Below are 21,100 nucleotides of genomic sequence, written 5' to 3'. Positions count from 1 at the left end.
TGACCCGCACGTTCTCTCCTTCACCCGTTTTGTGAAGGAGAGGTTTTCGCGTGGCCCCTTACAAAGCTGAAGAGACAATAACAATGACTATCAGAAAACTGCTGGGCACCTTGTACATTCAGGTGATCATCGCCATCGTTCTGGGCGTGATTATCGGTCATCTGCGCCCCGACACTGGCGTAGAACTCAAGCCACTGGGCGATGCGTTCATCAAGCTGATCAAGATGGTGATCGGCCCTATCATCTTCTGCACCGTGGTGTCCGGCATCACCAGCATGCACGACATCAAGCAGGTCGGCCGGGTCGGAGGCAAGGCCCTGCTCTACTTCGAAGTGGTGTCCTCGTTCGCGCTGCTGATCGGCTTGATCTTCGGCCATTTGCTACACCCCGGCGCGGGTTTCAACATCGACATCAAAACCCTCGACGCCGGCGCCGTAAGCGGCTTCGTGAATCAGGCCGATCACGGTGAAGGCATCACCGGATTCCTGCTCCATATCATTCCCGTTACCTTTTTCGACGCGTTCGCCAAGGGTGAGATCCTGCCGATCCTGCTGGTGTCGGTGATGTTCGGCATCTCGCTGGTGCTGATAGGCGAGCGTGCCCGCCCACTTGCCGACTCCATCAGCCAGGCTTCCGAAGTCTTCTTCCGGATCGTCGGCATGATCGCGCGGGTCGCGCCATTGGGCGCGTTCGGTGCCATCGCCTTCACCACCGGCAAATACGGCATCGGCTCGATGCTGCCGCTGTTCAAACTGATCGGCACGTTCTACCTGACCGCTTTCGTGTTCGTGGCGTGCGTGTTGGGCGGGATCGCCCGACTGGCGGGGTTCAGCATCTTCAAGCTACTGGCACATATCAAATCCGAACTGTTGATCGTGCTCGGCACCAGCACCTCGGAATCCGCACTCCCGCAACTGATCGAAAAACTCGAAGGACTGGGCTGCTCCAAAGGCGTGGTCGGCATCGTGGTACCGACCGGCTACACGTTCAATCTGGACGGCACCAACATTTACATGACGATGGCCGTGCTGTTCCTGGCCCAAGCCACCAACATCGACCTGACGCTCGAACAACAGCTCACGCTGCTGCTGGTGACCATGCTCACCTCCAAGGGCGCGGGCGCTGTTGTCGGCGCAGGGTTCGTTGCACTTGCAGCCAGTCTGGCAGTGGTGCCTACCGTTCCGGTGGCGGCGATGGTGTTGATCCTGGGTGTAGACCGCTTCATGGCCGAGTGCCGGTCGCTAACCAACATCATCGGCAACGCAGTAGCGGCAGTGGTCATTGCGGCGTGGGAAGGTCAGCTGGATCGAAGCAAGATGGGGCGTATCGCCCTCAAGAAACATCGCGTGCTTCAGGATGAGCCCGTCTGACCCCTCCTGATAGACGTTTTGGACATCCACCCTTGGTGCAACGCCGAGGGTGGCGAAAGCAGCGTCATCGACACCGGTTGAGCGGTCAGTGCGCGAACCTCTTTCGATTCGCTGAGCGCTCACCCTTCGACCACTCCCTCTGCCCCTGCCCGCTCGAACGCCTCGGTCAGTTCGTCCGAATAAACGTCCGCCAGCATTTCACGCAGCAGCTCGGCCTTTTCCTTCCCATACAGGCGCTCGAAACGATTGTGGGCAATGCTCCACAAGCGGGTCGTCTCGGCCAGCTTCTCTTTGCCTTTCTCAGTCAGCATCACACGCTTGACGCGGTTGTCATTGGCGTCGCGCACGATGGCCAGGTAGCCGTCGCGTTCAAGGGGTTTGAGGTTGTGGGAAAGCGCCGTGCGGTCCAGCACCAGATCGCTCGCGAGTTCCGACAGGGTCGGGCTGTTCGAGCGGTCAACGTGGGCGAGCAGGGAATGCTGAGTCTGGCGCAGGCCACTGGGCGCGAGTACCGCGCCGTAGAGAGAGGAAATCCGGCGAGTCGCCTTGCGCAACGCAGAACCGTTGCACGTTCTGTGAATGCTGAAGCCTTGATGGGGCCGAAATTGGGTATTCAAGAGGTACCTACAGTCGCGCATGGATGACGGTATCCATACTACGCCACGCAACCCTCTTCGCCCATCCCGACGACGATCATCCGACGTCGTGCAGGTCGATCAGCCTGACGCACGGAAACCGGCGTCCGCCGTCATCCGACGCTTAACGCTGCTAGAGCAGGCGCTGCGTTTTTCCAGGGCCGCATTGGCCTCCGCGAGGATAGACACCGCAACGAATGGCGCAGAGTCCCCACCGATATCCAGGCCGATGGGGTAGTGAAGCCGGGTATTGGCGGCGGCCCGCTCAACAGGCGCCATGGCCTTGAGCAACCGCTCGGTTCGCTCGATCGGGCCCAGTTGCCCGATGTATGCCGTGTCTTCGCGCAGGCAATGGGCCAACCAGTGTTGATCCTGGGTCAGGCTGTGGGTCATGACCGCTACGGCAGCCCCCGTTACTTGTTCCGTGAAATCGAAAGGTTCGTTCAGCGGGGCGTGCAGCACCACATCGGCGTCAGGAAATCGCGAGGCTTTGGCGAAGTGCGAGCGACTGTCAATCACCGACACGTGCCAGCCCCACATTTTGGCAATCTGCACCAGCGGCGGCACGTCGTTGCCCGCGCCAAAGATCACCAGGCGTTGAGGAGGCTGAATGTATTCCAGAAAAAACGAAACGGTGCTCCGCTTGAGCGGAACTGAATGGAAGGACGATTTGCGTGCCGTCAACGCTTTCAGCAGGTGCTGTTCGACGAGTATTTGCAGATCAGGATCCGCCAGAGCGCCAACAACGTTGTGATCAACATCCAGCGCCAGGCGATCGCCGACGCCCGCGTTGCCCGACACGATCGTGGCCACCGCCGCCGGTTTGCGCGCGCGGACCACACGATCGAGAACGTCAATCAGCAGCGCCGCGCCGGGGTCGCCAGCACGCTCCAGCAGCAGCGTAATCTGCCCGTGACAGCCCGTTCCGAAACCTTCGGAAGCAATGCCGTCGATGGTGTCGCCGTCCTCATTGGTGTCGTACACCAAAAGGGTCGCGCCGTTCGAGGTACGCCACCACGCCTTTTTAACCAGATCAGTCTCAAGGCACCCACCACTGACCATCCCGACCGCCGTACCGACGGCCGGGATGATCATTCGCGCACCGGGTCTGCGATAGGACGAGCCGAGCGTCTTCACAACGGTGGCCAGCACCATCTCGTTATCCCGGCGATGATGCTGCCGGATAGCGTCCAGCACAGCGGTGATATCTGACATACGAAACCTCCCGCCGCCTGACACAGGCAGCCTGCTCAGAGCTCTTTTTTCCGTTCCTGAACGCGTTCAGCCGTGATGGTGCCGCCACTGTCCCCGAAGCGATGGAGGATAAAGGTGCTCACTGCCGCCAACTCCTGATCGCTGTAGTTTTTGGCGAAATCCGGCATGAAGTGATCACGCGGCATGCCCGGATAGGTGTGGCCTGTCAGCAAGACGCCGAGCAGGTTGGCGGCGGTTTTGTCATTGACGGTTTTGGTGCCCGACAAGGTCGCGACGTCGCTGTTATTGCCCTCACCCGTAACCTTGTGACAACCCGCACAGGCGTCGGCGAAGATTTTCTGACCCAGCACCATCTGTGGATCGGCAGTGCCTGACACCGGAGTGGCCGTGCTGCGCGGTGCCGGTCTCGGTACGCCGCCCTGTTGCGGTTTCGAGTCTTTGAGGTAAACCGCAATGGCGCGCACATCAGCAGGATCAAGCTTGCCGAGACTATGCTCCACCACTTCGGACATCGGCCCAGCGGCGACGCCGCGACCCTGCTGATAGCCATGGGTCAGGTAATGGGTCAGTTCTTCGATGGACCAGCTCCCGACACCCGTTTGCGCATCCGAACTGATGTTGTACGCACGCCAGCCTTCGATCTCGGCACCGCCGAGCGCTTTCGAACTGACCGTCGCCTGCATCAGGTTGCGCGGGGTATGGCACTCACCACAGTGACCAGGGCCTTCAACCAGATACGCACCCCGGTTCCACTCGGCCGACTTTTCAGGCGTCACGGCAAAACGGGCGTTGTCGAAAAACATCCAGTTCCAGATGGCCATACCCCACCGCTGGTTGAACGGGAACGCCAGCGTGTCAGGCCGTGACTTCTCGTGGACCGGCGGCAGGCTGAACAGATACTGCTTGATCGCCAGAATGTCTTCGCGCGGCATCAACGTATACGAGGTGTAAGGGAAGGCCGGGTAGTAATGCTTGCCGTCCTTGCCCACACCCTGTTGCACGGCGCTGACGAAATCATCATCGGACCAGGTGCCGATACCGGTTTCCTTGTCCGAGGTGATGTTGGGGGTAAACAGCGAGCCGAACGGCAGCTTGAACTCACGTCCACCCGCGAACTTCTTCCCGCCCTGAACGGTGTGACAGGCAACGCAGTCAGCGGTGTTGGCGATGTACTCGCCACGCTTGATCACGTCGTCGTCCGCCGCCGTAGCCCACAAAGCCCAGCCGAGCAGGGACGACGCAATCACATAAGATGCAATGATTTTCATAGGAACACCTAGACGATGTAGTAGCCGGAACGTTTCAACGGCAATTGCCGAATCCTTTTGCCAGAAGCGGCATGCAACGCATTGACCAACGCAGGCGCAATCAATGCCGTGCCCGCCTCCCCTACACCGCCGGGCGATGCTTCGCTTGCGATAATGTGTACTTCGACCGGCGGGGCGTCGCTCATCCTGATCTGCCGGTAGTTGTGAAAGTTGTTCTGCTGGACCCGACCGTCAGCCACGGTGATCTCATTGAACAAGGAGGCCGAAAGGCCAAACAGCGTGCCCCCTTCGATCTGCGCCATGATTGAGGTCGGGTTCGTTACCACCCCGCAGTCGACCGCGCTGACCAGTCGGGTGATCCGAATGCCGAATTCCCCGACCATCTCCAGCTCTACCATCGTGGCGACATAGCTGCCGAACACAGCGCTGACAGAAACGCCCCGACCCACCCCCTTTTTCAACGGCCGGTTCCAGTCGCCTTTTTCCGCGACGAGGCTGAGCGCCGCACGGGCACGCGGGTCTTCGCAAACCTGCAAACGGTACTGGACCGGATCGACACCCGCATTGTGGGCCAGCTCATCAATGAAGCTCTCCAGCGCATATGTGCCCCGCAACGGCCCCACCCCCCGCCACCAGGACACCGGCAGGACTTTCGCCTCTTCGCGGATGTAACGCAGGGTGTGGTTGGCGAGTGCATAGACAGGCTCTTTCGAGACCTCGACGATATCCCGGTCGATGCCAGTGGGAGGCAGCTTCCCCGCATAGCGCGCAACGACGGAAGAACCGGCAATGCGGTGCTCCCAGCCGTTCGGAATCTTGTGTTCGTCCAGTGCGGCGACCAGATGATCCAGGTAGTGAGGGCGGTACATGTCATGAGTCATGTCCTCTTCACGGGTCCACGTCATCTTGATCGGGTACGGCACCTGCTTCGCGATCTGCACCGCTTGGGTGATGAAATCAAAGTCCAGACGACGTCCAAACGACCCACCGATCAGTTGGTTATGCACCACGATTCTCTCGGGCGGCAATCCGGTGACCTTCGAGGCCGTCGCCTGCGCTGCTCCCGGCACCTGGGTGCCCACCCAGAGGTCGCAGCCGTCAGGGCGGACATGAACGACACAGGTCATGGGTTCCAGTGGCGAGTGCGACCAGAACGGTTGCTCGTACGTCGCCTCGAAGCGCGACGAAGCGCCGTCGAGGGCTTTGCGAATGTTGCCCTTTTCGACGGCGACCACGCCGTCGGTGGTGATCGCTTTGGCCAGCCCAGCTTCGATGATTTCAGAGTTCATCGATGCGAACTCGCCGAGATCCCAGTCGATCTCCAGCGCCTTGAGGCCTTGGAAACAGGCCCAGGTGTGAACGCCGATCACGGCCACCGCATTATCGAGCTTGACCACATCGACCACCCCCGGCACGCGCCGGGCAGCCGAATCGTCGACGCTTTTCAGCTTGCCGCCGTACACCGGGCACGCCGAGGTCGATGCGTACCGCATTTCCGGGACCGAGAGGTCGATGGTGAATCTGGTCTGGCCGTTGACCTTGTGCGGCGTGTCGAGCCGCTGTGCAGGCGAGCCGAGCAGCGTGAAGTCCTCGGGCGACTTGAGTGGCACATCGGTCGGCGCAGGCAGCAGCGAAGCATCGCGTACCAGCTCACCGTAACCCAGCTTCCGGCCATCGGGCGCTGTCACGAATCCGGCCTTCGCGACGCACTGGCTCGGGGCGATGTTCCAGCGTATGGCGGCGGCCTGGGTCAGGAGGATCCGCGCGGTGGCACCTGCCGTGCGCAACGGATTCCAGACATAACGCGTGGACGTCGATCCACCGGTCGCCTGTCCATGAAGAATGGTGTCGGCATACAGCGCTTCGTTGGGCGGTGCCTCCTGAATCGTGACCTGGCTCAGCGGCACTTCAAGCTCTTCGGCGACCATCATGGCAATGCCGGTCTGAATGCCCTGCCCCATTTCGATTTTTGGCGAGATGACTGTCACATTGCCTTGAATGTCTATACGCACGAATGCGCCAAAACCGTCGGAGTTATCGCCCAGGCGCGCGTTGGCCACCGTTTCGGCGGCAGCGCTGCGCGCCATGGCAACCGGCAGCCAGGCACTGACAGTCAATCCGGCAAACGTTGCGGCCGACACTTGCAGGAAATGACGGCGCGACACAGCCCCCACGGATGCTCTTGAATTGGCCATGGGGCGCCTCAACTAAGTGTGATTGTTTTAATAGTGTTGCGAATGCGCGAGTACGTCGCGCAGCGGCACAAGTTACCCGACATGGCCGTCACAATGTCGGACTCACTGGCGTGCGGGTTGTTATGCAGCAGTGCAACCGTGCTCATGATTTGCCCTGACTGGCAATAACCACATTGAACCACTTCGGCCGCCAGCCAGGCCTCTTGCACTTTTTTGCCGACGGCATCGTTTTCAATCGCTTCAATGGTGGTGACCGACTTGCCGGAAACGTTCGACACTGGCAATACACAAGAACGAACAGGTTGTCCGTCAACGTGTACCGTGCACGCGCCACATTGTGCAATTCCGCACCCGTACTTAGTTCCAGTCAAACCGATGACATCCCGGAGTACCCACAACAAAGGCATCTCATCCGGCACTTCAACCGATCGCTCAACACCATTAACTAAAAGTGTTTGCATAGCCGCCTCTCTCTATGTGTCAACGCCCGCTGAAGGGCCATTGCGCAAGACATTGAATATCGATTGAGCAGAAACTGTTAAATGCGAATGTCGGATGATCATCCCGTGGAAGTCTCTGGTACATGGCTCGCCTGCTAACAAGCGCTTCATCAGCGTGAAGGGCCGGCCACGGGAGTTGCGGGTGAGATTACAACCATCGCGCGCGTTTACCTAAGTCGGATATCCAACTTTTTCGGACATCTTTTCGGCCGCCGTGGCATGTCCGAAAAAGGTGGATAAACGACATGGAGCAATAAGGGCTTCGATCATAACCTGAGCGCAAATCAGGAGAACAACCTGGTTCATTGCGACACCAGCAACTCCCATGAAACCGCTGATTATTAACACTCAACAGGAACTGCATCATGAACTTACTGAAAGTTGGCGGCGCTCTGCTTGCGCTGGGCCTGGCCGTATCGAATGCTTACGCAGCAGAGCCGTCCAAAGGCAAAGTACTGGTTGTTATGTCCAGCGCCAAGACACTTGATCTTAAAGAAGGCAAGACGTACGAAACAGGTTACTACCTGAACGAACTTGCCACCCCATTGAAAGCCATTGTTGACGCTGGCTATACCCCGGTATTCGCTGACCCACAAGGCAATGAGCCGCAGATGGACGTCAGCTCCAACAATGACATGTTCTTCGACAAAGATGCCGCCAAACGCGAAGAAGCGTTGAAGTTTGTTGCCAGCTTTGACGGCTTGAAACACCCACTGAAACTGTCCGCCGTCGCGGCTAAAGGCACCTCGGAATACAAAGGTCTGTTCATGCCAGGCGGTCACGCCCCAATGCAAGACCTGATGAAAGACAAAGATCTGGGCAAGATCCTGACACAATTCCACAGCACCGGCCGTCCGACCGGCATCATCTGCCACGGCCCTATCGCCCTGCTGGCAGCTGCCCACGACCCGGTTGCACTGGACAAGGCACTGATCTCCGGTGACGACAACGCAGTGAAATCCCTGGCCAAGGGCTGGCCGTACGCTGGCTACAAAGTCTCCGTCTTCTCGAAAGGCGAAGAACAGCAACTTGAGCCGGGCCAGTTGAAAGGTTCGGTGCTGTTCTACAACGACGACGCCCTGGCCAAGGCAGGCGCAGTGGTTGATAACGGCGAAGCCTGGAAACCGCACGTCGTCGTAGACCGTGAGCTGGTCACCGCTCAACAACCGTTCTCCGATCATGAGTTTGGGCAGAAGCTGGTGGCTGCACTCAACGCCAAGAGCCACTGAGTCAGTTAATGGTTTTCCTCGATTGATGCCTTTGTCCATGCCATGACTCAGGTGCATCATCGAACGTGAGGCCCTGCGTCAATCCGCCGAAAGAAATGGGGCCTTACCGGACGTGCTGCATCAGTGGCTGACAACATCAGGGGATGGCAACGTGTAAAAGGGTTGCCATGGGCCGGTCGGGGTTCTCGACCGGCCCGTTTTTTTTGCATCTTTCCGCTTTTTTCTTTCAAAAAAAATGGCGCGGTACACAGCCCGCGCCATTTTTGCCCACCGACGAATTCAAGGTTTCGGTGCGTACTGCATCTCGCCATTACCGAACGACCAGTCTTCACGCTGTACATCGATCAGCGTGATGAACACGTCTTCCTTGCGAATGCCAGCGCGTTCGTGAATGCCGTCAGCGATCGCTTTGTAGAACGCCTTCTTGACCTCGATGGAGCGCCCGGCGTTCCAGGTCACCTGAATGAACACGATCTGCGGCGTGTACGTTACGCCCAGATAACCTTCTTCCGGGTAGATCAATTCATCCTTGGCATGGCGAGTGACGATCTGATAGCGGTCATTGGCCGGGACATTGGCGACCCCGGTCATGGCTTCATAAATGACAGCGCCGATGATTTTGACAGTTTCGGCAGAGGTGTCTGCTGCAACATCGATTCTGGCGAGAGGCATGGCATTTCCTTGTTTCAGGCATGAACGGTTGGGGTCGTGGCGATACACCGAAACCGGCGTCCCACTCAAAATAAATGTTACTCAACATTTATTGAATAGATGTTTTACATCATGTATTTTCCGCTGACAAGCCCGATGAGCACATGAATGAGCGATAGGGCTGGTATCAGAGAAATTCCAAAAACCGCTGAGGAACGCCGATGAAATTTGCCAATGTCTTAGCTGAATACAATCGCCCTACCCCTGCACTGATCGACGACAAGACTAGCCGTTACTGGCCGCTGAAAGAGCTTCAGGGTCAATTTTCAGGAAGCCTGGACGAGCTGATTGCGAATTGGGAAGACCTTGCTGGCGGACTTGGAGCTCAAGGGGCGGGCAAATCACTTGAGGGCGTTAAGGTCCTGGCGCCACTCGCACCGAAGCGAAACATCTTCTGCGTGGGCAAGAATTATCACGAACACGCGGCCGAATTCAGCAAATCCGGCTTCGATCACAGTGCAAAAGACGGAGAGATCGCTCCTGAGTTTCCCGTGATTTTCACCAAGACACCGGACTCGGTCATCGGCCATCTGGAACCCATTCCTGCGCACACTCGCGTCACCCAACAGTTGGATTACGAGGCGGAACTGGGGGTCATCATCGGCAAAGGCGGCCGTGGCATATCGAAAGAAAACGCGTATGCCCACGTCTGGGGCTACACCATCATCAATGATGTCACGGCGCGCGATCTGCAAAAAAACCACCGCCAGTGGTTTCTCGGTAAATCCCTAGACGGCTTTTGCCCCATGGGCCCATGGATCGCTACCGCTGATGAGTTCAACCCGAAGAGCGCCACAATCAAGTGCTGGGTGAACGACGAGTTGAGGCAGCAAGCGAATGTGAACGCATTGATTTTCGACATTCCTGCACTGATCGAATGCCTGTCTGCGGGCATCGAACTCAAGCCTGGCGATGTCATCAGCACCGGAACGCCGGTCGGTGTCGGCATCGGTTTCACACCGCCGCGTTTTCTTCAGCCGGGTGATAGCGTTCGCATCGAAATCGAAGGCATTGGCACGCTAGAAAACCGCGTCGGCCAGGACTGACCTCCCAGCGCTATCCTGCACCCTTTGGCACTTGCCGCGTCGAGACGGCTAGCGAGCGCCAGGGGGTCAGCCTTTAGACCCTCGAATCGACACCGCTCACTCCTCAGCCCCGTGCGCTCAAGAAGATCGCATCATGGGCGCCGGCTCAGGCGCCAGATCAACACCGCTGACGTCCCCGCAATCAGTGCAGCAATCATCAACGCCAGAGAAAACCCCGATGCGCTGCTCAGTCGAGCAGCCAGCAGTGCGGACGCGTGCACCGACGGGTCGATGGAAAGCCCTGCACTGCGTCCATTTCCTGTGAGCACCTGATCCAGAAACCGGTGAGCTTCCGCCGAATGCAGCCCCAACGACCGCGCTGGCCCTCTTTCAAAAACGGCATGGGCATGTTGAGCCAGCGCAGCGCCCAGAATACCTACCGCCAGGACGATACTGGCAAACCGAGTGGACTGGGCAATGCCGGAGACCATCCCGGTATTTTCGGGTGGGGCTTCTCCCATGATGGCTCGCTGAGTGGTGCCGTTAAGCATTCCCGCCCCGAACCCGATCAGAGACATTCCAAGCGCCACCCACAGGTAATGGGAAGACGTCACCAGACAGGCAGTGAGGGTATTGCCAGTGCAAACAGTCGCCAATCCAACCGTTAGAAGCCAATGCGCCGACCTGTCACGCCCAATGAAGTTGCCCGCGTGGGGGCCAATGACCATCGCAACTGCGAACGGCAGCATCGAAACACCTGCCATCAACGGGGTTAGATCGAACCAGGTCTGCAAATACAGCGGAAAAAAACTCAACAACACCTGTGCAGAAGCGGAATACCCAAACATGCCAATCACACCCGCCGAGAAACGCGGATTCTTGAACAACCGAAAATCCACCATTGGTTGCTGCCGGGCCGTTTCGATCAGAATGAACAGCGTGAACAGCGCGAGGCTCACACTGAATTTGGCGAGCGTGAGAAGGCTAAACAAGCCATCTCCATTCACAGAGATAAGCCCCCAGATCAGTAGCGCCAGGGCGAGAGGAAATGTCACGCTGCCCATCACATCGATCGGCCGACGAAGCGCAGCTTTCGATTCGGGTATCCAGCGAATCACGCTATACGCAATGAGCATCCCGAGCGGCACGTTGATCAGGAATATCGCCTTCCACCCGATCAATTGAGTGATGAACCCTCCGAGCAGAGGCGAGAGGCAGATTGTCAACCCCATGCATGTGCCCCAGATTCCCCATGCGCGTGCAGCCACCGGACGGTGCGCGAAAGCATTGCCGATGATGGCCAGCGCCGACGTGAGCTGAAGAGCCGCGCCCACCCCTTGAAACGCTCGCGCGACGTTCAACGCGGTGATCGTTCCGGCAAGCCCACACGCCACCGATGAGACACAAAAAATCGCCAATCCGGTGAGCAAAATGCGCCGCCTGCCAAACCGGTCTGCAAAGCCGCCGGCAGGCAACAGACACGAGGCGAACGTGATCATATAGGCACTGATCACCCACTCCAGTGACTGGAAAGATGCGGTGAAACTGTCGGAAATCGACGGCAACACCAATGCGACCATGTTGGCGTCCATGACCACCAACACACACAGCGTGGTAGCGATCAAGAGCAGTCGCCAGTCTGCCATTGTCCAGCGACTGACGCCTTGGTTTTGTGCATTCATGTGCAACCCCACGCTGTGCCCGTGATGACCGCGCAACGGTTGCGAGATCTCTCGCAACCAAAATAGATGAGCATGAAAATCTATTCAATAAATTTTAACGATCATCTATTGAAGAGAATGAGAACGACTATGATGCACCTCGGATGCATCGGAATGATTCGGCCGGGCTCAATGCAACGCCGGTCTTTTGTTCACCATGACAGTGAGCGAACTCTTATATATGATACCTAAAATCTATTTACGCGTGAGGAGAGGTTCCCATGCCCAGAGTTTCCCGACAGCAAACTGAATTGAACCGTGTCGCCATCACCGAAACAGCCGTCCGGCTCTACCGTGAGCGTGGACTGAATGGAGTGAGCGTCGCAGAAGTCATGAACGAAGCAGGCCTCACCCATGGCGGTTTTTATGGACACTTCGAATCCAAAGAGGCACTGGCGACGGAAGCCTGCACTCACGCATTCGAGCAGTCAGCGAACGCCTGGAAAGAAAAGATCGCCAGCCACCGTAAAAAACGGAAAGCCCGAAAGGCGATCGTCGATCACTACCTCGCGCCATCCAAGCGCGACAATGCCGCCGACACCTGCCCTGTTGTGGCGTTCTCTGGTGACATGTCCCACGAAGACAACCAGTCCGTGCTTCATCAGACTTACATCAAAGGGCTACGGGCGTTGATGGACGCTTATCTCTCCACCGTTGAACCCGGCGCCTCACCGCAAGATGAAACCGCCAGGCGCCAGGCCGCGCTGGTCGAATACTCATTGATGGTAGGCGCCATGACCCTCGCTCGCGCCACCGGCAAAACGGCTCTGTCGGACGAGATCCTGAAATCCGCGCGCACTTTTCTCAATTCGGAGGTTTCAGCAGTCGAGAGTTTGAACCTGAACAGCTAACCCGTTCGAAAATCCCTCTTCTGATGGCCATGCACAGAGCGAGTGCGGCGCTTCGGACAACTCAGATCATTAGTGAACGCAGATGATGACTTCGGAAGGCTCGACACAACCGGCACTGGGCTACTTCACGTGCGTAGTTGTAGTCCATCTCGATTACGGGCTTCTCAGCCATCCGAGTGGCCGCTATCGGCCAGAAGCGGACGGTAGCAACCGGCTCAACTGAGCCCAAAACCGAACCGATCCGCTTGGTCTAAAGTTTGAGGTCCATCCCATAAGAGTATCCACGGTAGGACTATGCCAGAAGAAACTGCGAAGACGACTCAAACCCTCCTTTGCTCTCAATGCTTCACGGATGAAGGACTGCGGATAGATGCATTCAAGCTCGGCACCGAGGAGCATGTGAAATGTCCGAACTGCCACAGCCGAGAAGGCCGAAAGCTTACGAAGGAGCTTATTGAAGCTCTTGCATGGCGTTTTTTTGTGGGTGGTACTACCGTCCGTTGCGACTACGGTGCAGCGCCTGTAATTCAGTGCAACGAGCATCACTTTGGGAGGAGCGATATATCGCCCTCGATCTGGCTCAAAGATGACATCAGGCTTCTTGAGGAGGCTGTTCAGATTGGCTTCTTCCACTACGGCCCACGCCTTTGGATGGTTGGCGAAGTCGAGCCACTTAAGGATCTTCAGGACGAATTGAAGCGGTCGAAAATCATCAAGCGCGTAATGAAGGAATACCCAGAAAAGACACTTGAAATGGGGCAGAAATTTTATCGCCTACGAATCAGCCCACAGCGTCCAAGTGATCCAGCAGAGTACGACAGCCCGCCTACCGCACTCGCAGGAAAGGGGCGACTCGACTCGCCAGGCTTTCCTATCATGTACGGATCGCAGGACATCGACGTTTGCATCCATGAATGTCGAGCATCGACAGATGACGACATCTACGTTGCTACCCTGGAGCCTAAGCGGAACTTACGGCTTTTGGATCTTACTCATCTACTCGAAGAAGACGTGACGGAATTCGAAAGCTTGGATATGGCTATCCATATGCTCTTCCTGGCACGTTCCCACTCCTATGAAATTTCCAGAGCAATCGCATTAGCAGCCAAAGAAGCAGGCTTCGACGGCATAATTTATCCGTCGTTCTTTAGTTTGATTCGCACTGGCGGCCATCCTTTTGAAACCGCCTATGGTATGTCACTGCGGCGCTGTCATCCTGATCGGGAAAAATACGCTGAGGCATACACAATCAAAAATTTTGCCCTGTTTGGACGTCCGCTGGAGAACGATCTGATAAGCATCCAATGCATTAATCGTTTGGTACTCACTCAGGTCGGGTATAGAGGACACTTCGGTCCCGTGCAGTATTGACCGAAATGTTAGAGGTGCTCAGATCAAAGGCGGCTACTGCCCTTCCTTGAAGGGCAGATTCGGGTCGATAGCGGCCTTCACAATCGCCACCGCCCAAGCCTCGTGTGGTTTGCCATGGCTGGCCAAGAATTGTTCACGGAAAATGATCTATCCGCTCATTCCGACAACACAAGTGCCTGGCGCTTTGTCAGGTAGTGTTTAAAGCGTTCGGCATATTCTTCACTCACTGCTGCCCGCACGCTGGGTCGTGAAGACAAGCCTGCACGCCATCTTGAGATCTTAGGCAAATCAGCAAACAGTTCTTTAGACGCCGTCGAAGACACGATGTCGAAATACCGAAATACCGGCGCGACCAGTGCATCCACCATTCCAAAACTCTGGCCCCGCAAAATAGGGACCGTAAGTCAGCACTGATTCGAACCTTTCCAAGTCTTGCCGGAATAAACCAGCATATCGTTCTGCCGTATCCAGATCTGTGGCAATCAAAAAGCCCCATGCGTCAGCCAGCATCGCAGACGCCAAGCTGCACCAGGAACGCTGTAGTGCTTTCTTCAATGCAGTCCCTGTATACATGGCTGGCAGCGGCTGGATGTCCTCGGCGTATTCACAGATGACAGTGCTCTCGAAGAGTGCCACAGGTCCGCCGGTTTCTGGAGTGACGCGTAGAACCGGGACCTTGCCCATTGGGGATATCGCGAGAAACCACTCCGGCTTGTCCTCAAGATCCACGTCCAGCCTTTCAAACGCTATGCGCTTCTCGCGCAACACAATAGCGACCCTTTGAACAAAGGGACAAAGTGGATGACTTATCAGTGTGAGCATCTGAGGATTCCCAATTGCGTGATGGAAAACCCATGCGCAGTGGGCATGGGTTATTCATGGTTGCCAATCGCAGTCAGCTTCCCGACTTGATGAAATCCATGGCAGTTAGCCCGTTACCGTAGAACGGCAAAATGTCGGTGAGAAACGATGACTGCTGCTCTTCGGAAAAGCCTGCTGACGCGTCATAGATCACGTTCGTGTTGTAGCCAAGATCGTGAGCATTTCGCAGCGTCGATTCCACGCACTGACGCAGGGAGTAGCCCATCAGATAGATGTCTTCGATGTGATTGTTGCGCAGGTAGCTGTCCAGCGACGTTCCGGCAAAGGCACTGCTTCCGGTTCGCTCACGGATCACGTACTCACCGGCTGCCGGCTCGAAGCCTGGGAAGAATTCCGCCTGTTTTCCAAGGAACGATTTGTATTGAGGCATCATGGCGCGCAGTCCGTATTTGGCCTGCCCCAGCACCTTGAATGAAGGTTCCAGGGTCATGGTCACATAGATAATTTCCATGTGACGGCGGCGCGCTTCAGCCAGGACAAGCTTTGAGTTCTTCACCGAGTCATCAAACTGTTTGCGGTCCTTAAACTGGGAGTTAATGCCGCCTGTTGTGGCCATCCAGTCATTCTGGTACTCGATCAATATCAGTGCGCTTTTGTGAGTGTCATTGACCAACGTCTGAGCCTGCACCGCAAGAGACGCCGCGATCACGACGGCTGCCAGCAGGCCGCCTATAAGCTTTTTCATTTTGGGTTTCCTGTAGAAAAAAGTGAAAGTCAGCCGTTCAGCGTGCGACCGCCGTCCACGATGATCTCGGTGCCTACGGTCCACTTGGATTCATCCGACGCTAGGTACACCACGGCTTTGGAAACTTCTTCTGGCGTGCCGAAGCGGCCAAATGGCACGGTAGAGAGGATTTGCTGGTTCACTTGCTCCCGGTACGCGTCAGGGATGCCGAGTTTGTCGTACAGCGGCGTATCCACCGGCCCGGGACTGACCGCATTGATGCGAACCCCCGCAGACAAAAGCTCACCAGAAAGCGTTTTGGACATGTTAAGCAAGGCTGCCTTTGTAGCGGCGTAGACGGAGGAACTGGCCGCACCCACATGCGCGTTGATCGAGGTGTTTAGCACCACGGAAGCTGGGTTAGCGAACACCGGCAATAGCGCTTGAATCAGGAAATAAGGGCCTTTGACATTGATCGCAAAAGACCGGTCGAACTGCTCTTCGGTCCACTGCTCAATCGGTACCCACACCGACACTCCGGCGTTAAGAAATGCAACGTCCAGCTCGCCGTATTGATCCTGAACATAGCGCGCCAATTTGCGTTGCGCTTCTACGTTGCCCGAATCCGCGCCGAATACGGCGACATCGCTACCCAGCTCAGCTTTGGCTCTGGCCATGGACTCGGGATTGACTCCCGTGACAATGACGCGGGCCCCTTCTGCGAGAAACTGCTTGGCCGTCTCAAGGCCGATACCACTGGTACCACCGGTAATAAGCGTACGTTTGCCATTCAAACGAGACATAAATGCTCCTGTCGCTGTGTGATGCGTTGCTGATGTGAAGTCAGCGACAGAGTGCATTCATGCGGTCTAACTGATAAGACGTCCAGTCTGTATATACTTCATGCAGTGACAGCATGAATGCGAGGTGAGAGTGGATCGGTTTTTGTTGATGTCGTGCTTTGCAAGAGCGGTGGAAACAGGGAGCTTTTCCGCAGCGGGACGCCAGCTCGGGCTAGGTCAGCCCAATGTAAGCCGGTACGTTGCAGCGCTTGAAGAACACCTGCAAACTAGATTGCTGCACAGATCCACGCGCAAACTTGTGCTAACGCCAGAGGGACAACGGTATTACGCCGAGGTACGTCGCATTCTTGATGCTGTTGCAGAATCAGAATCGACCCTGCGCGACAAGGTCGCTCCATCAGGGCTGTTGCGTGTTGCCTGCCCAACAGCCTTGGCTCATGCTTTTCTGTTACCTCACCTTCCCGCCTTTCTAAACCAATACCCCGACCTCTCCTTGGATTTGCAGATCAGTGACAGCTACGTCAACTTGATGGACGAAGGTGCCGAGCTGGCCATCCGCATTGGTCATCTTGAAGACAGTGCCCTGCGAGTGCGGCGCATCGGCGTGTTCGAACGCGTGTGTGTGGCTAACAAAAGTTACATCGCACGCCACGGTATTCCCAAAGTACCGTTTGACCTGAAAGATCATGCGTGTGTGATCTATACCCTTTTGTCTTCAGGGACGACATGGCGTTTCAGAGACGAAGTTGTCGAGGTGAACGGACGCTTCAGGGTGAATTCGCCGGAGGCAGTCCAAACTGCGGTAGGAGCTGGTTTAGGAATTGGTCATGGACCACGCTGGTTGTTTGAAAAGGGACTGGCCAGCGGCGATCTTCAGGTCATCCTGGCCCCATACGGCGCGCCGCCTGTCCCGGTTCAGATTCTGTATGTGGCTAATCGACTGCTCCCAACACGTGCTAGCGTCTTTATGGACTTCATTGCTGAAACCTTCGCACAAATTCCTGCGCTAAATGCTGCACACATGCCTATTGAAAGTGAGTAGTCCCTGCGTACTTGGGCTAACACATCGAACTCACATGGCTGGCCAGGCATGGCGCTCAACTCCCGGTACGGGCTTGAAACTCTGAAGGAGTCATTCCTATCACCTTCATGAAAGCCGCGCTGAATGCCGCAACACTCGCATACCCTGCGCGATGAGCGATCTGTTTGATCATCATCTTGTCCGCATTAAGCATCTCAAGTGCTGCCAGGATGCGCGCACGCTGTCGCCATTTTTTGAAAGTAATGTTTGTCTCGGCCATGAACAGCCTGGCGATGGTTCGAGCCGAGGAACCTGCCGCAGTAGCCAGCTCGTCGATATCCCTAATGCCCTGGATGTCGTCAAGCGCAAGCTCAGCAACGCGGCGCGCCCTTGGATCGCTCGGCATTGGAATGAACGTCGTTGCATCGCCTGCCTCCGGCAATTCCAACAAGGCGATATGTGAGAGCAAGTCGAGTCGCTGTGTCGTGAGATTGGGCTGGAACATTGCCAGGATTGACTCGCGCAAAAGCGGGTTGACCTCAATCACAAACTCATCCTGCAAGGCTGTTTCACCACATTGTTTAATGATTCGGGAAGACTCGACGAAGAAGGTTCTCATCTCGATGTCAGCGAGGACATCGATCGCATGCTCCCGAAACGCCGGCAACCATACAGCGCGCTGCGGAGGAACCAGCCATCGCCCGGAAAGGGTCGTGACCTGCATCAGACCTCGGTAGGCGTAAAGCAGCTGACCTTGCCGATGCACGTGATAGCCCAGCTGTGTGCCACGTCGATAGCTGCGCGATAGAAGCGATACCTCCGTTTCAACCGATAGAGGTGTATCAGGGTAAGACGCACTTGGCATTTCCGCGATAGTCCTTGGCCGCACATCGATAAAAGGTCAGATTACGCTAGCAGCTATCTGTTTCTGATGAAAGTTTCCTGCCATGAACACTCGCGCATCTGTAGATCCTCTGACACCTTCAAACGCCCAGCCCACGCAACTCGCACTCAAGCTTTTTGCAATCGCTCTCTGTGGTTTTTGCCCTTTTCTGGCGGTGTATGTCACGCAACCCCTTTTACCCTTATTGGCAAAGGCCTTTTCGGCATCCGTTGGTGCGGTGAGTATCACTGTCACCGCCACCACCCTGGCTGTGGCACTGACAGCGCCAATCATCGGGCTCATTGCCGATGCCCTCGGTCGCAAACGGGTCATTGTGATGGCCATCTTCGGCCTGGCCATTCCTATGGCGCTCGCAGCGACATCCAGCACATTGAATCAGCTCATAGTGTGGCGATTTCTCCAGGGCTTGTTCATTCCCGGGATTTTTTCCGTGGCACTTGCCTACCTTGGAGAGGAGTGGAAGGGACCGAACTCCGGGCTAGCCACATCTGCATACATCGCAGGGAACGTTCTCGGAAGCGTGTCCGGACGAGTAGTCGCAGGTTTCGTAGCGACGTGGACTGATTGGCACTACGCCTTCGTAGCCCAGTCAGTGCTATTGGTTTTAGGTGGATTTGCGGTTTGGGCACTCCTGCCTGCGTCGCAAAATTTTGTGGCGCAACGTCATTTTGGCCAAGGCATCAGGGCGATGCTGGGTCACTTTAAAAATCTTCCACTCATCGCTGTATGGGCCATTGGCTTTAACACGCTGTTCGTCTTCGTTGCCGTGTTTACCTTCATCACCTTCCACCTCGCCAGTGCACCATTCAACCTCACGACTGTGCAGCTCGGATCAATGTTCTTACTGAACCTGTTTGGTGCGGTCGCGACGCCTTTCGCTGGCCGTTGGATCGACAAGATCGGTTCCAGGACAGTCCTGATCATCGCTTTGACGACCAGTGCGGTCGGTCTCCTGCTGACACTGACACCCTACCTGCTGTTGACCTTTGTAGGCTTGGCGCTCATTTCAATGGGCGTGTTCGTAGGCAACTCCGCTGCGGGTACCAACCTTGGCAAAGTCGCTGCGAAAGCCAAGTCTTCTGCGGCAGGGCTTTACGTGTGCGCCTACTACGCGGGTGGCAGCGTGGGCGCTTATGTACCGGGTTTCGCCTACGCCATGGGCGGCTGGCCCGCATGCGTCATCCTCATTCTCTTCGTAATGGCCATTAGTGCCGTGATCGCACTGCGCTTCTGGGCGCGTCAGGAAGCCTGAGATGACTCATACAAAGAGCGATCACCCGGCTCCCCTGACATTTGTGCTTGTTCATGGCGCTTGGCACGGTGGATGGTGCTGGGACAGCGTGGTTCATCAACTGCGCGCGCTGGGTCATAAGGCTTATGCTCCGACGTTGACCGGACTGGGTGAGCGCTCGCATCTGCTGGACGTGAAGGTGGGACTAGAAACCCACATACAGGACGTGATGAACGTCATCGAATATGAAGGTTTGACGGACGTTGTGCTGGTCGGGCACAGCTACGGCGGAGTGCCTGCTATCGGTGCTGCAAGTCGATGCTCCAAAGCCCTTCGATGTCTCGTCATGCTCGATGCATTGGTGTTGGATCATGGCGAGAACGTTTTTTGCCACCTGCCGCCTTCGCGGGTGAGCGCCCATCTGACCAATGCCCTCAGATTCGGACAGGGTCATTCGATACCGGTACCCGCTGCTGAATCATTCGGCGTTGTGTCTCAAGATCACAAGGAGTTAATCGAAGCACGGTGCACACCGCATCCGCTGAAGACCTATGAAGACTCGCTGGTAGCGCCAAACGCTTCCAGGATGAGCGTACCCAAGATATACGTGTATTGCTCCACTCCATCGTATGAACCACTTGCACGTAGCCGGGCTCGTGTCCAGGCACGTCCAGACTGGGCGTGGACTGAGATCGCCACCGGCCACAATGTGATGATGAGTGCACCAGATCTGCTGGTTCAAAAGCTGCTGGACCTTGCGGCTGGGCGTAGGACTAACCAGCCTGATTTAGCCCCGCCCAGCTGGCTTGAACCTACTTTCAACTACACACTGCCATGACTGTCTTTCGCGGGGAAAGCTGGTCTATGGCTTCGCACACCATCCTATGAGCAGCCATTCGGGCGGTTGGCTGATCAAAGCCGACCTTCTACTAGAAGTCATGGCAGTTGTCGGCACACACACTTCGCCTCACGAATCTGGATGCCTCAAAACTTCTATCACAGGTCTAGCGTTTAGATGTTGGCTGACGTGTAAGCACTCCGGCACTGACCTCCACCATAAGACCAGCGTTCAAAACATCGAGCTTCAGGCGGGATGGATTCCAGTATCTCAGCTGCTCAAGGGCGACGATTTGATTGAGTTCGTCATCTGGGTGAATTTCGCGGCCCATCACGTCCCGATGACGAAGCCGCTGGCCGAAGCTGAATACTTGGTCCAACAAATTTCAACATTTACGACCCTACCACCCGGAACCCTGTTGAGTGTTGGCGACCTTTATTGCCTGCCAGATGTATCTTTCGCTGACAATATTTGTATAGATCTATAGCCAAAGGGCTGCGTACCGGACGGTCACGGAAAATGAAAAAATTGAGGCTGGCCGGTGACAGCTATCGGCCAGAAGCAGCCCTAGGTCGGCCTACCATCATCCGGCATATTGTTTTAGGTGTGGGGACTGCCTTCGCAGTCATAACGCTCTAACGAAATCATATTCCAAAAAATTGGTTT

At 56.3% G+C, this 21,100-nt stretch carries 19 protein-coding genes; 8 read left to right on the top strand and 11 right to left on the bottom strand.

The window, feature by feature from the left end; translation table 11 throughout:
- The first annotated feature begins 83 nt into the window (after positions 1-83).
- Positions 84-1,370, top strand: coding sequence for a C4-dicarboxylate transporter DctA (dctA, locus tag ABDX87_RS28020; protein ID WP_346830821.1), 1,287 nt, complete (start codon positions 84-86; stop codon positions 1,368-1,370).
- A 119-nt stretch (positions 1,371-1,489) separates the two neighbouring features.
- On the opposite strand, the gene ABDX87_RS28015 is transcribed toward dctA, so the two are convergent.
- From ABDX87_RS28015 to ABDX87_RS27995, 5 genes are all read right to left on the bottom strand, one after another.
- Positions 1,490-1,987 carry a MarR family winged helix-turn-helix transcriptional regulator gene (locus tag ABDX87_RS28015; protein WP_346830820.1) on the bottom strand — a complete coding sequence of 166 codons (498 nt, stop codon included), beginning with the start codon at positions 1,985-1,987 and terminating at the stop codon, positions 1,490-1,492.
- 99 nt (positions 1,988-2,086) lie between these two features.
- On the bottom strand, positions 2,087-3,220 hold the full coding sequence (locus ABDX87_RS28010; RefSeq protein WP_346830819.1) for an XdhC family protein: 1,134 nt from the start codon (positions 3,218-3,220) through the stop codon (positions 2,087-2,089).
- A gap of 35 nt (positions 3,221-3,255) precedes the next feature.
- Positions 3,256-4,488 carry a c-type cytochrome gene (locus tag ABDX87_RS28005; RefSeq protein WP_346830818.1) on the bottom strand — a complete coding sequence of 411 codons (1,233 nt, stop codon included), beginning with the start codon at positions 4,486-4,488 and terminating at the stop codon, positions 3,256-3,258.
- Positions 4,489-4,496: 8 nt separating this feature from the next.
- Complete coding sequence (locus ABDX87_RS28000) at positions 4,497-6,683, bottom strand: xanthine dehydrogenase family protein molybdopterin-binding subunit (protein ID WP_346830817.1); 2,187 nt, start codon at positions 6,681-6,683, stop codon at positions 4,497-4,499.
- Between the two features lie 8 nt (positions 6,684-6,691).
- The gene (locus ABDX87_RS27995) at positions 6,692-7,144 is read right to left on the bottom strand and encodes a (2Fe-2S)-binding protein (RefSeq protein WP_346830816.1); all 453 of its coding nucleotides are present in this window, start codon (positions 7,142-7,144) and stop codon (positions 6,692-6,694) included.
- A 404-nt stretch (positions 7,145-7,548) separates the two neighbouring features.
- On the opposite strand from ABDX87_RS27995, the gene ABDX87_RS27990 reads away from it, so the two are divergent.
- Entirely contained in the window at positions 7,549-8,412 is an 864-nt protein-coding gene (locus tag ABDX87_RS27990) for a type 1 glutamine amidotransferase domain-containing protein (protein WP_346830815.1), read from the top strand.
- 279 nt (positions 8,413-8,691) lie between these two features.
- Here ABDX87_RS27990 and ABDX87_RS27985 read toward each other — a convergent pair whose 3' ends face one another.
- Entirely contained in the window at positions 8,692-9,084 is a 393-nt protein-coding gene (locus ABDX87_RS27985; protein ID WP_346830814.1) for a tautomerase family protein, read from the bottom strand.
- A 200-nt stretch (positions 9,085-9,284) separates the two neighbouring features.
- On the opposite strand from ABDX87_RS27985, the gene ABDX87_RS27980 reads away from it, so the two are divergent.
- Entirely contained in the window at positions 9,285-10,169 is an 885-nt protein-coding gene (locus ABDX87_RS27980; RefSeq protein ID WP_346830813.1) for a fumarylacetoacetate hydrolase family protein, read from the top strand.
- Positions 10,170-10,300: 131 nt separating this feature from the next.
- Here ABDX87_RS27980 and ABDX87_RS27975 read toward each other — a convergent pair whose 3' ends face one another.
- Entirely contained in the window at positions 10,301-11,728 is a 1,428-nt protein-coding gene (locus ABDX87_RS27975; protein ID WP_431061190.1) for an MFS transporter, read from the bottom strand.
- A gap of 362 nt (positions 11,729-12,090) precedes the next feature.
- On the opposite strand from ABDX87_RS27975, the gene ABDX87_RS27970 reads away from it, so the two are divergent.
- Positions 12,091-12,720 carry a TetR/AcrR family transcriptional regulator gene (locus tag ABDX87_RS27970; RefSeq protein ID WP_346830811.1) on the top strand — a complete coding sequence of 210 codons (630 nt, stop codon included), beginning with the start codon at positions 12,091-12,093 and terminating at the stop codon, positions 12,718-12,720.
- 294 nt (positions 12,721-13,014) lie between these two features.
- Entirely contained in the window at positions 13,015-14,091 is a 1,077-nt protein-coding gene (locus ABDX87_RS27965; RefSeq protein WP_346830810.1) for an RES family NAD+ phosphorylase, read from the top strand.
- Between the two features lie 303 nt (positions 14,092-14,394).
- On the opposite strand, the gene ABDX87_RS27960 is transcribed toward ABDX87_RS27965, so the two are convergent.
- The 3 genes from ABDX87_RS27960 to ABDX87_RS27950 all read right to left on the bottom strand — a co-directional run bounded on the left by ABDX87_RS27960 (position 14,395) and on the right by ABDX87_RS27950 (position 16,440).
- Positions 14,395-14,913, bottom strand: coding sequence for a glutathione S-transferase family protein (locus ABDX87_RS27960; RefSeq protein WP_346830809.1), 519 nt, complete (start codon positions 14,911-14,913; stop codon positions 14,395-14,397).
- A 73-nt stretch (positions 14,914-14,986) separates the two neighbouring features.
- Positions 14,987-15,658, bottom strand: a complete 672-nt coding sequence (locus tag ABDX87_RS27955; protein WP_346830808.1) for an isochorismatase family cysteine hydrolase — start codon at positions 15,656-15,658, stop codon at positions 14,987-14,989.
- Positions 15,659-15,687: 29 nt separating this feature from the next.
- A complete protein-coding gene (locus ABDX87_RS27950) occupies positions 15,688-16,440 on the bottom strand; it encodes an SDR family oxidoreductase (RefSeq protein ID WP_346830807.1) in 753 nt (250 codons plus the stop codon).
- Positions 16,441-16,570: 130 nt separating this feature from the next.
- Here ABDX87_RS27950 and ABDX87_RS27945 point away from each other — a divergent pair, with 130 nt between their 5' ends.
- Positions 16,571-17,482: a LysR family transcriptional regulator gene (locus ABDX87_RS27945; RefSeq protein ID WP_346830806.1), complete on the top strand. Its 912-nt coding sequence runs from the start codon at positions 16,571-16,573 to the stop codon at positions 17,480-17,482.
- A 55-nt stretch (positions 17,483-17,537) separates the two neighbouring features.
- On the opposite strand, the gene ABDX87_RS27940 is transcribed toward ABDX87_RS27945, so the two are convergent.
- Positions 17,538-18,185, bottom strand: coding sequence for an AraC family transcriptional regulator (locus ABDX87_RS27940; protein ID WP_346830805.1), 648 nt, complete (start codon positions 18,183-18,185; stop codon positions 17,538-17,540).
- Positions 18,186-18,408: 223 nt separating this feature from the next.
- Between ABDX87_RS27940 and ABDX87_RS27935 the strand changes: the two genes are divergently transcribed.
- Both ABDX87_RS27935 and ABDX87_RS27930 read left to right on the top strand, forming a co-directional pair.
- Positions 18,409-19,617 carry an MFS transporter gene (locus ABDX87_RS27935; RefSeq protein ID WP_346830804.1) on the top strand — a complete coding sequence of 403 codons (1,209 nt, stop codon included), beginning with the start codon at positions 18,409-18,411 and terminating at the stop codon, positions 19,615-19,617.
- 1 nt (position 19,618) lies between these two features.
- Positions 19,619-20,434: an alpha/beta fold hydrolase gene (locus ABDX87_RS27930; protein ID WP_346830803.1), complete on the top strand. Its 816-nt coding sequence runs from the start codon at positions 19,619-19,621 to the stop codon at positions 20,432-20,434.
- Positions 20,435-21,100 lie beyond the last annotated feature (666 nt).

This window comes from Pseudomonas abietaniphila, assembly GCF_039697315.1.
Lineage (GTDB): Bacteria > Pseudomonadota > Gammaproteobacteria > Pseudomonadales > Pseudomonadaceae > Aquipseudomonas > Aquipseudomonas abietaniphila_B.
The sequence above is the reverse complement of the archived record's forward strand: the minus strand, read 5'-3'. Positions and strand labels throughout refer to the sequence as shown.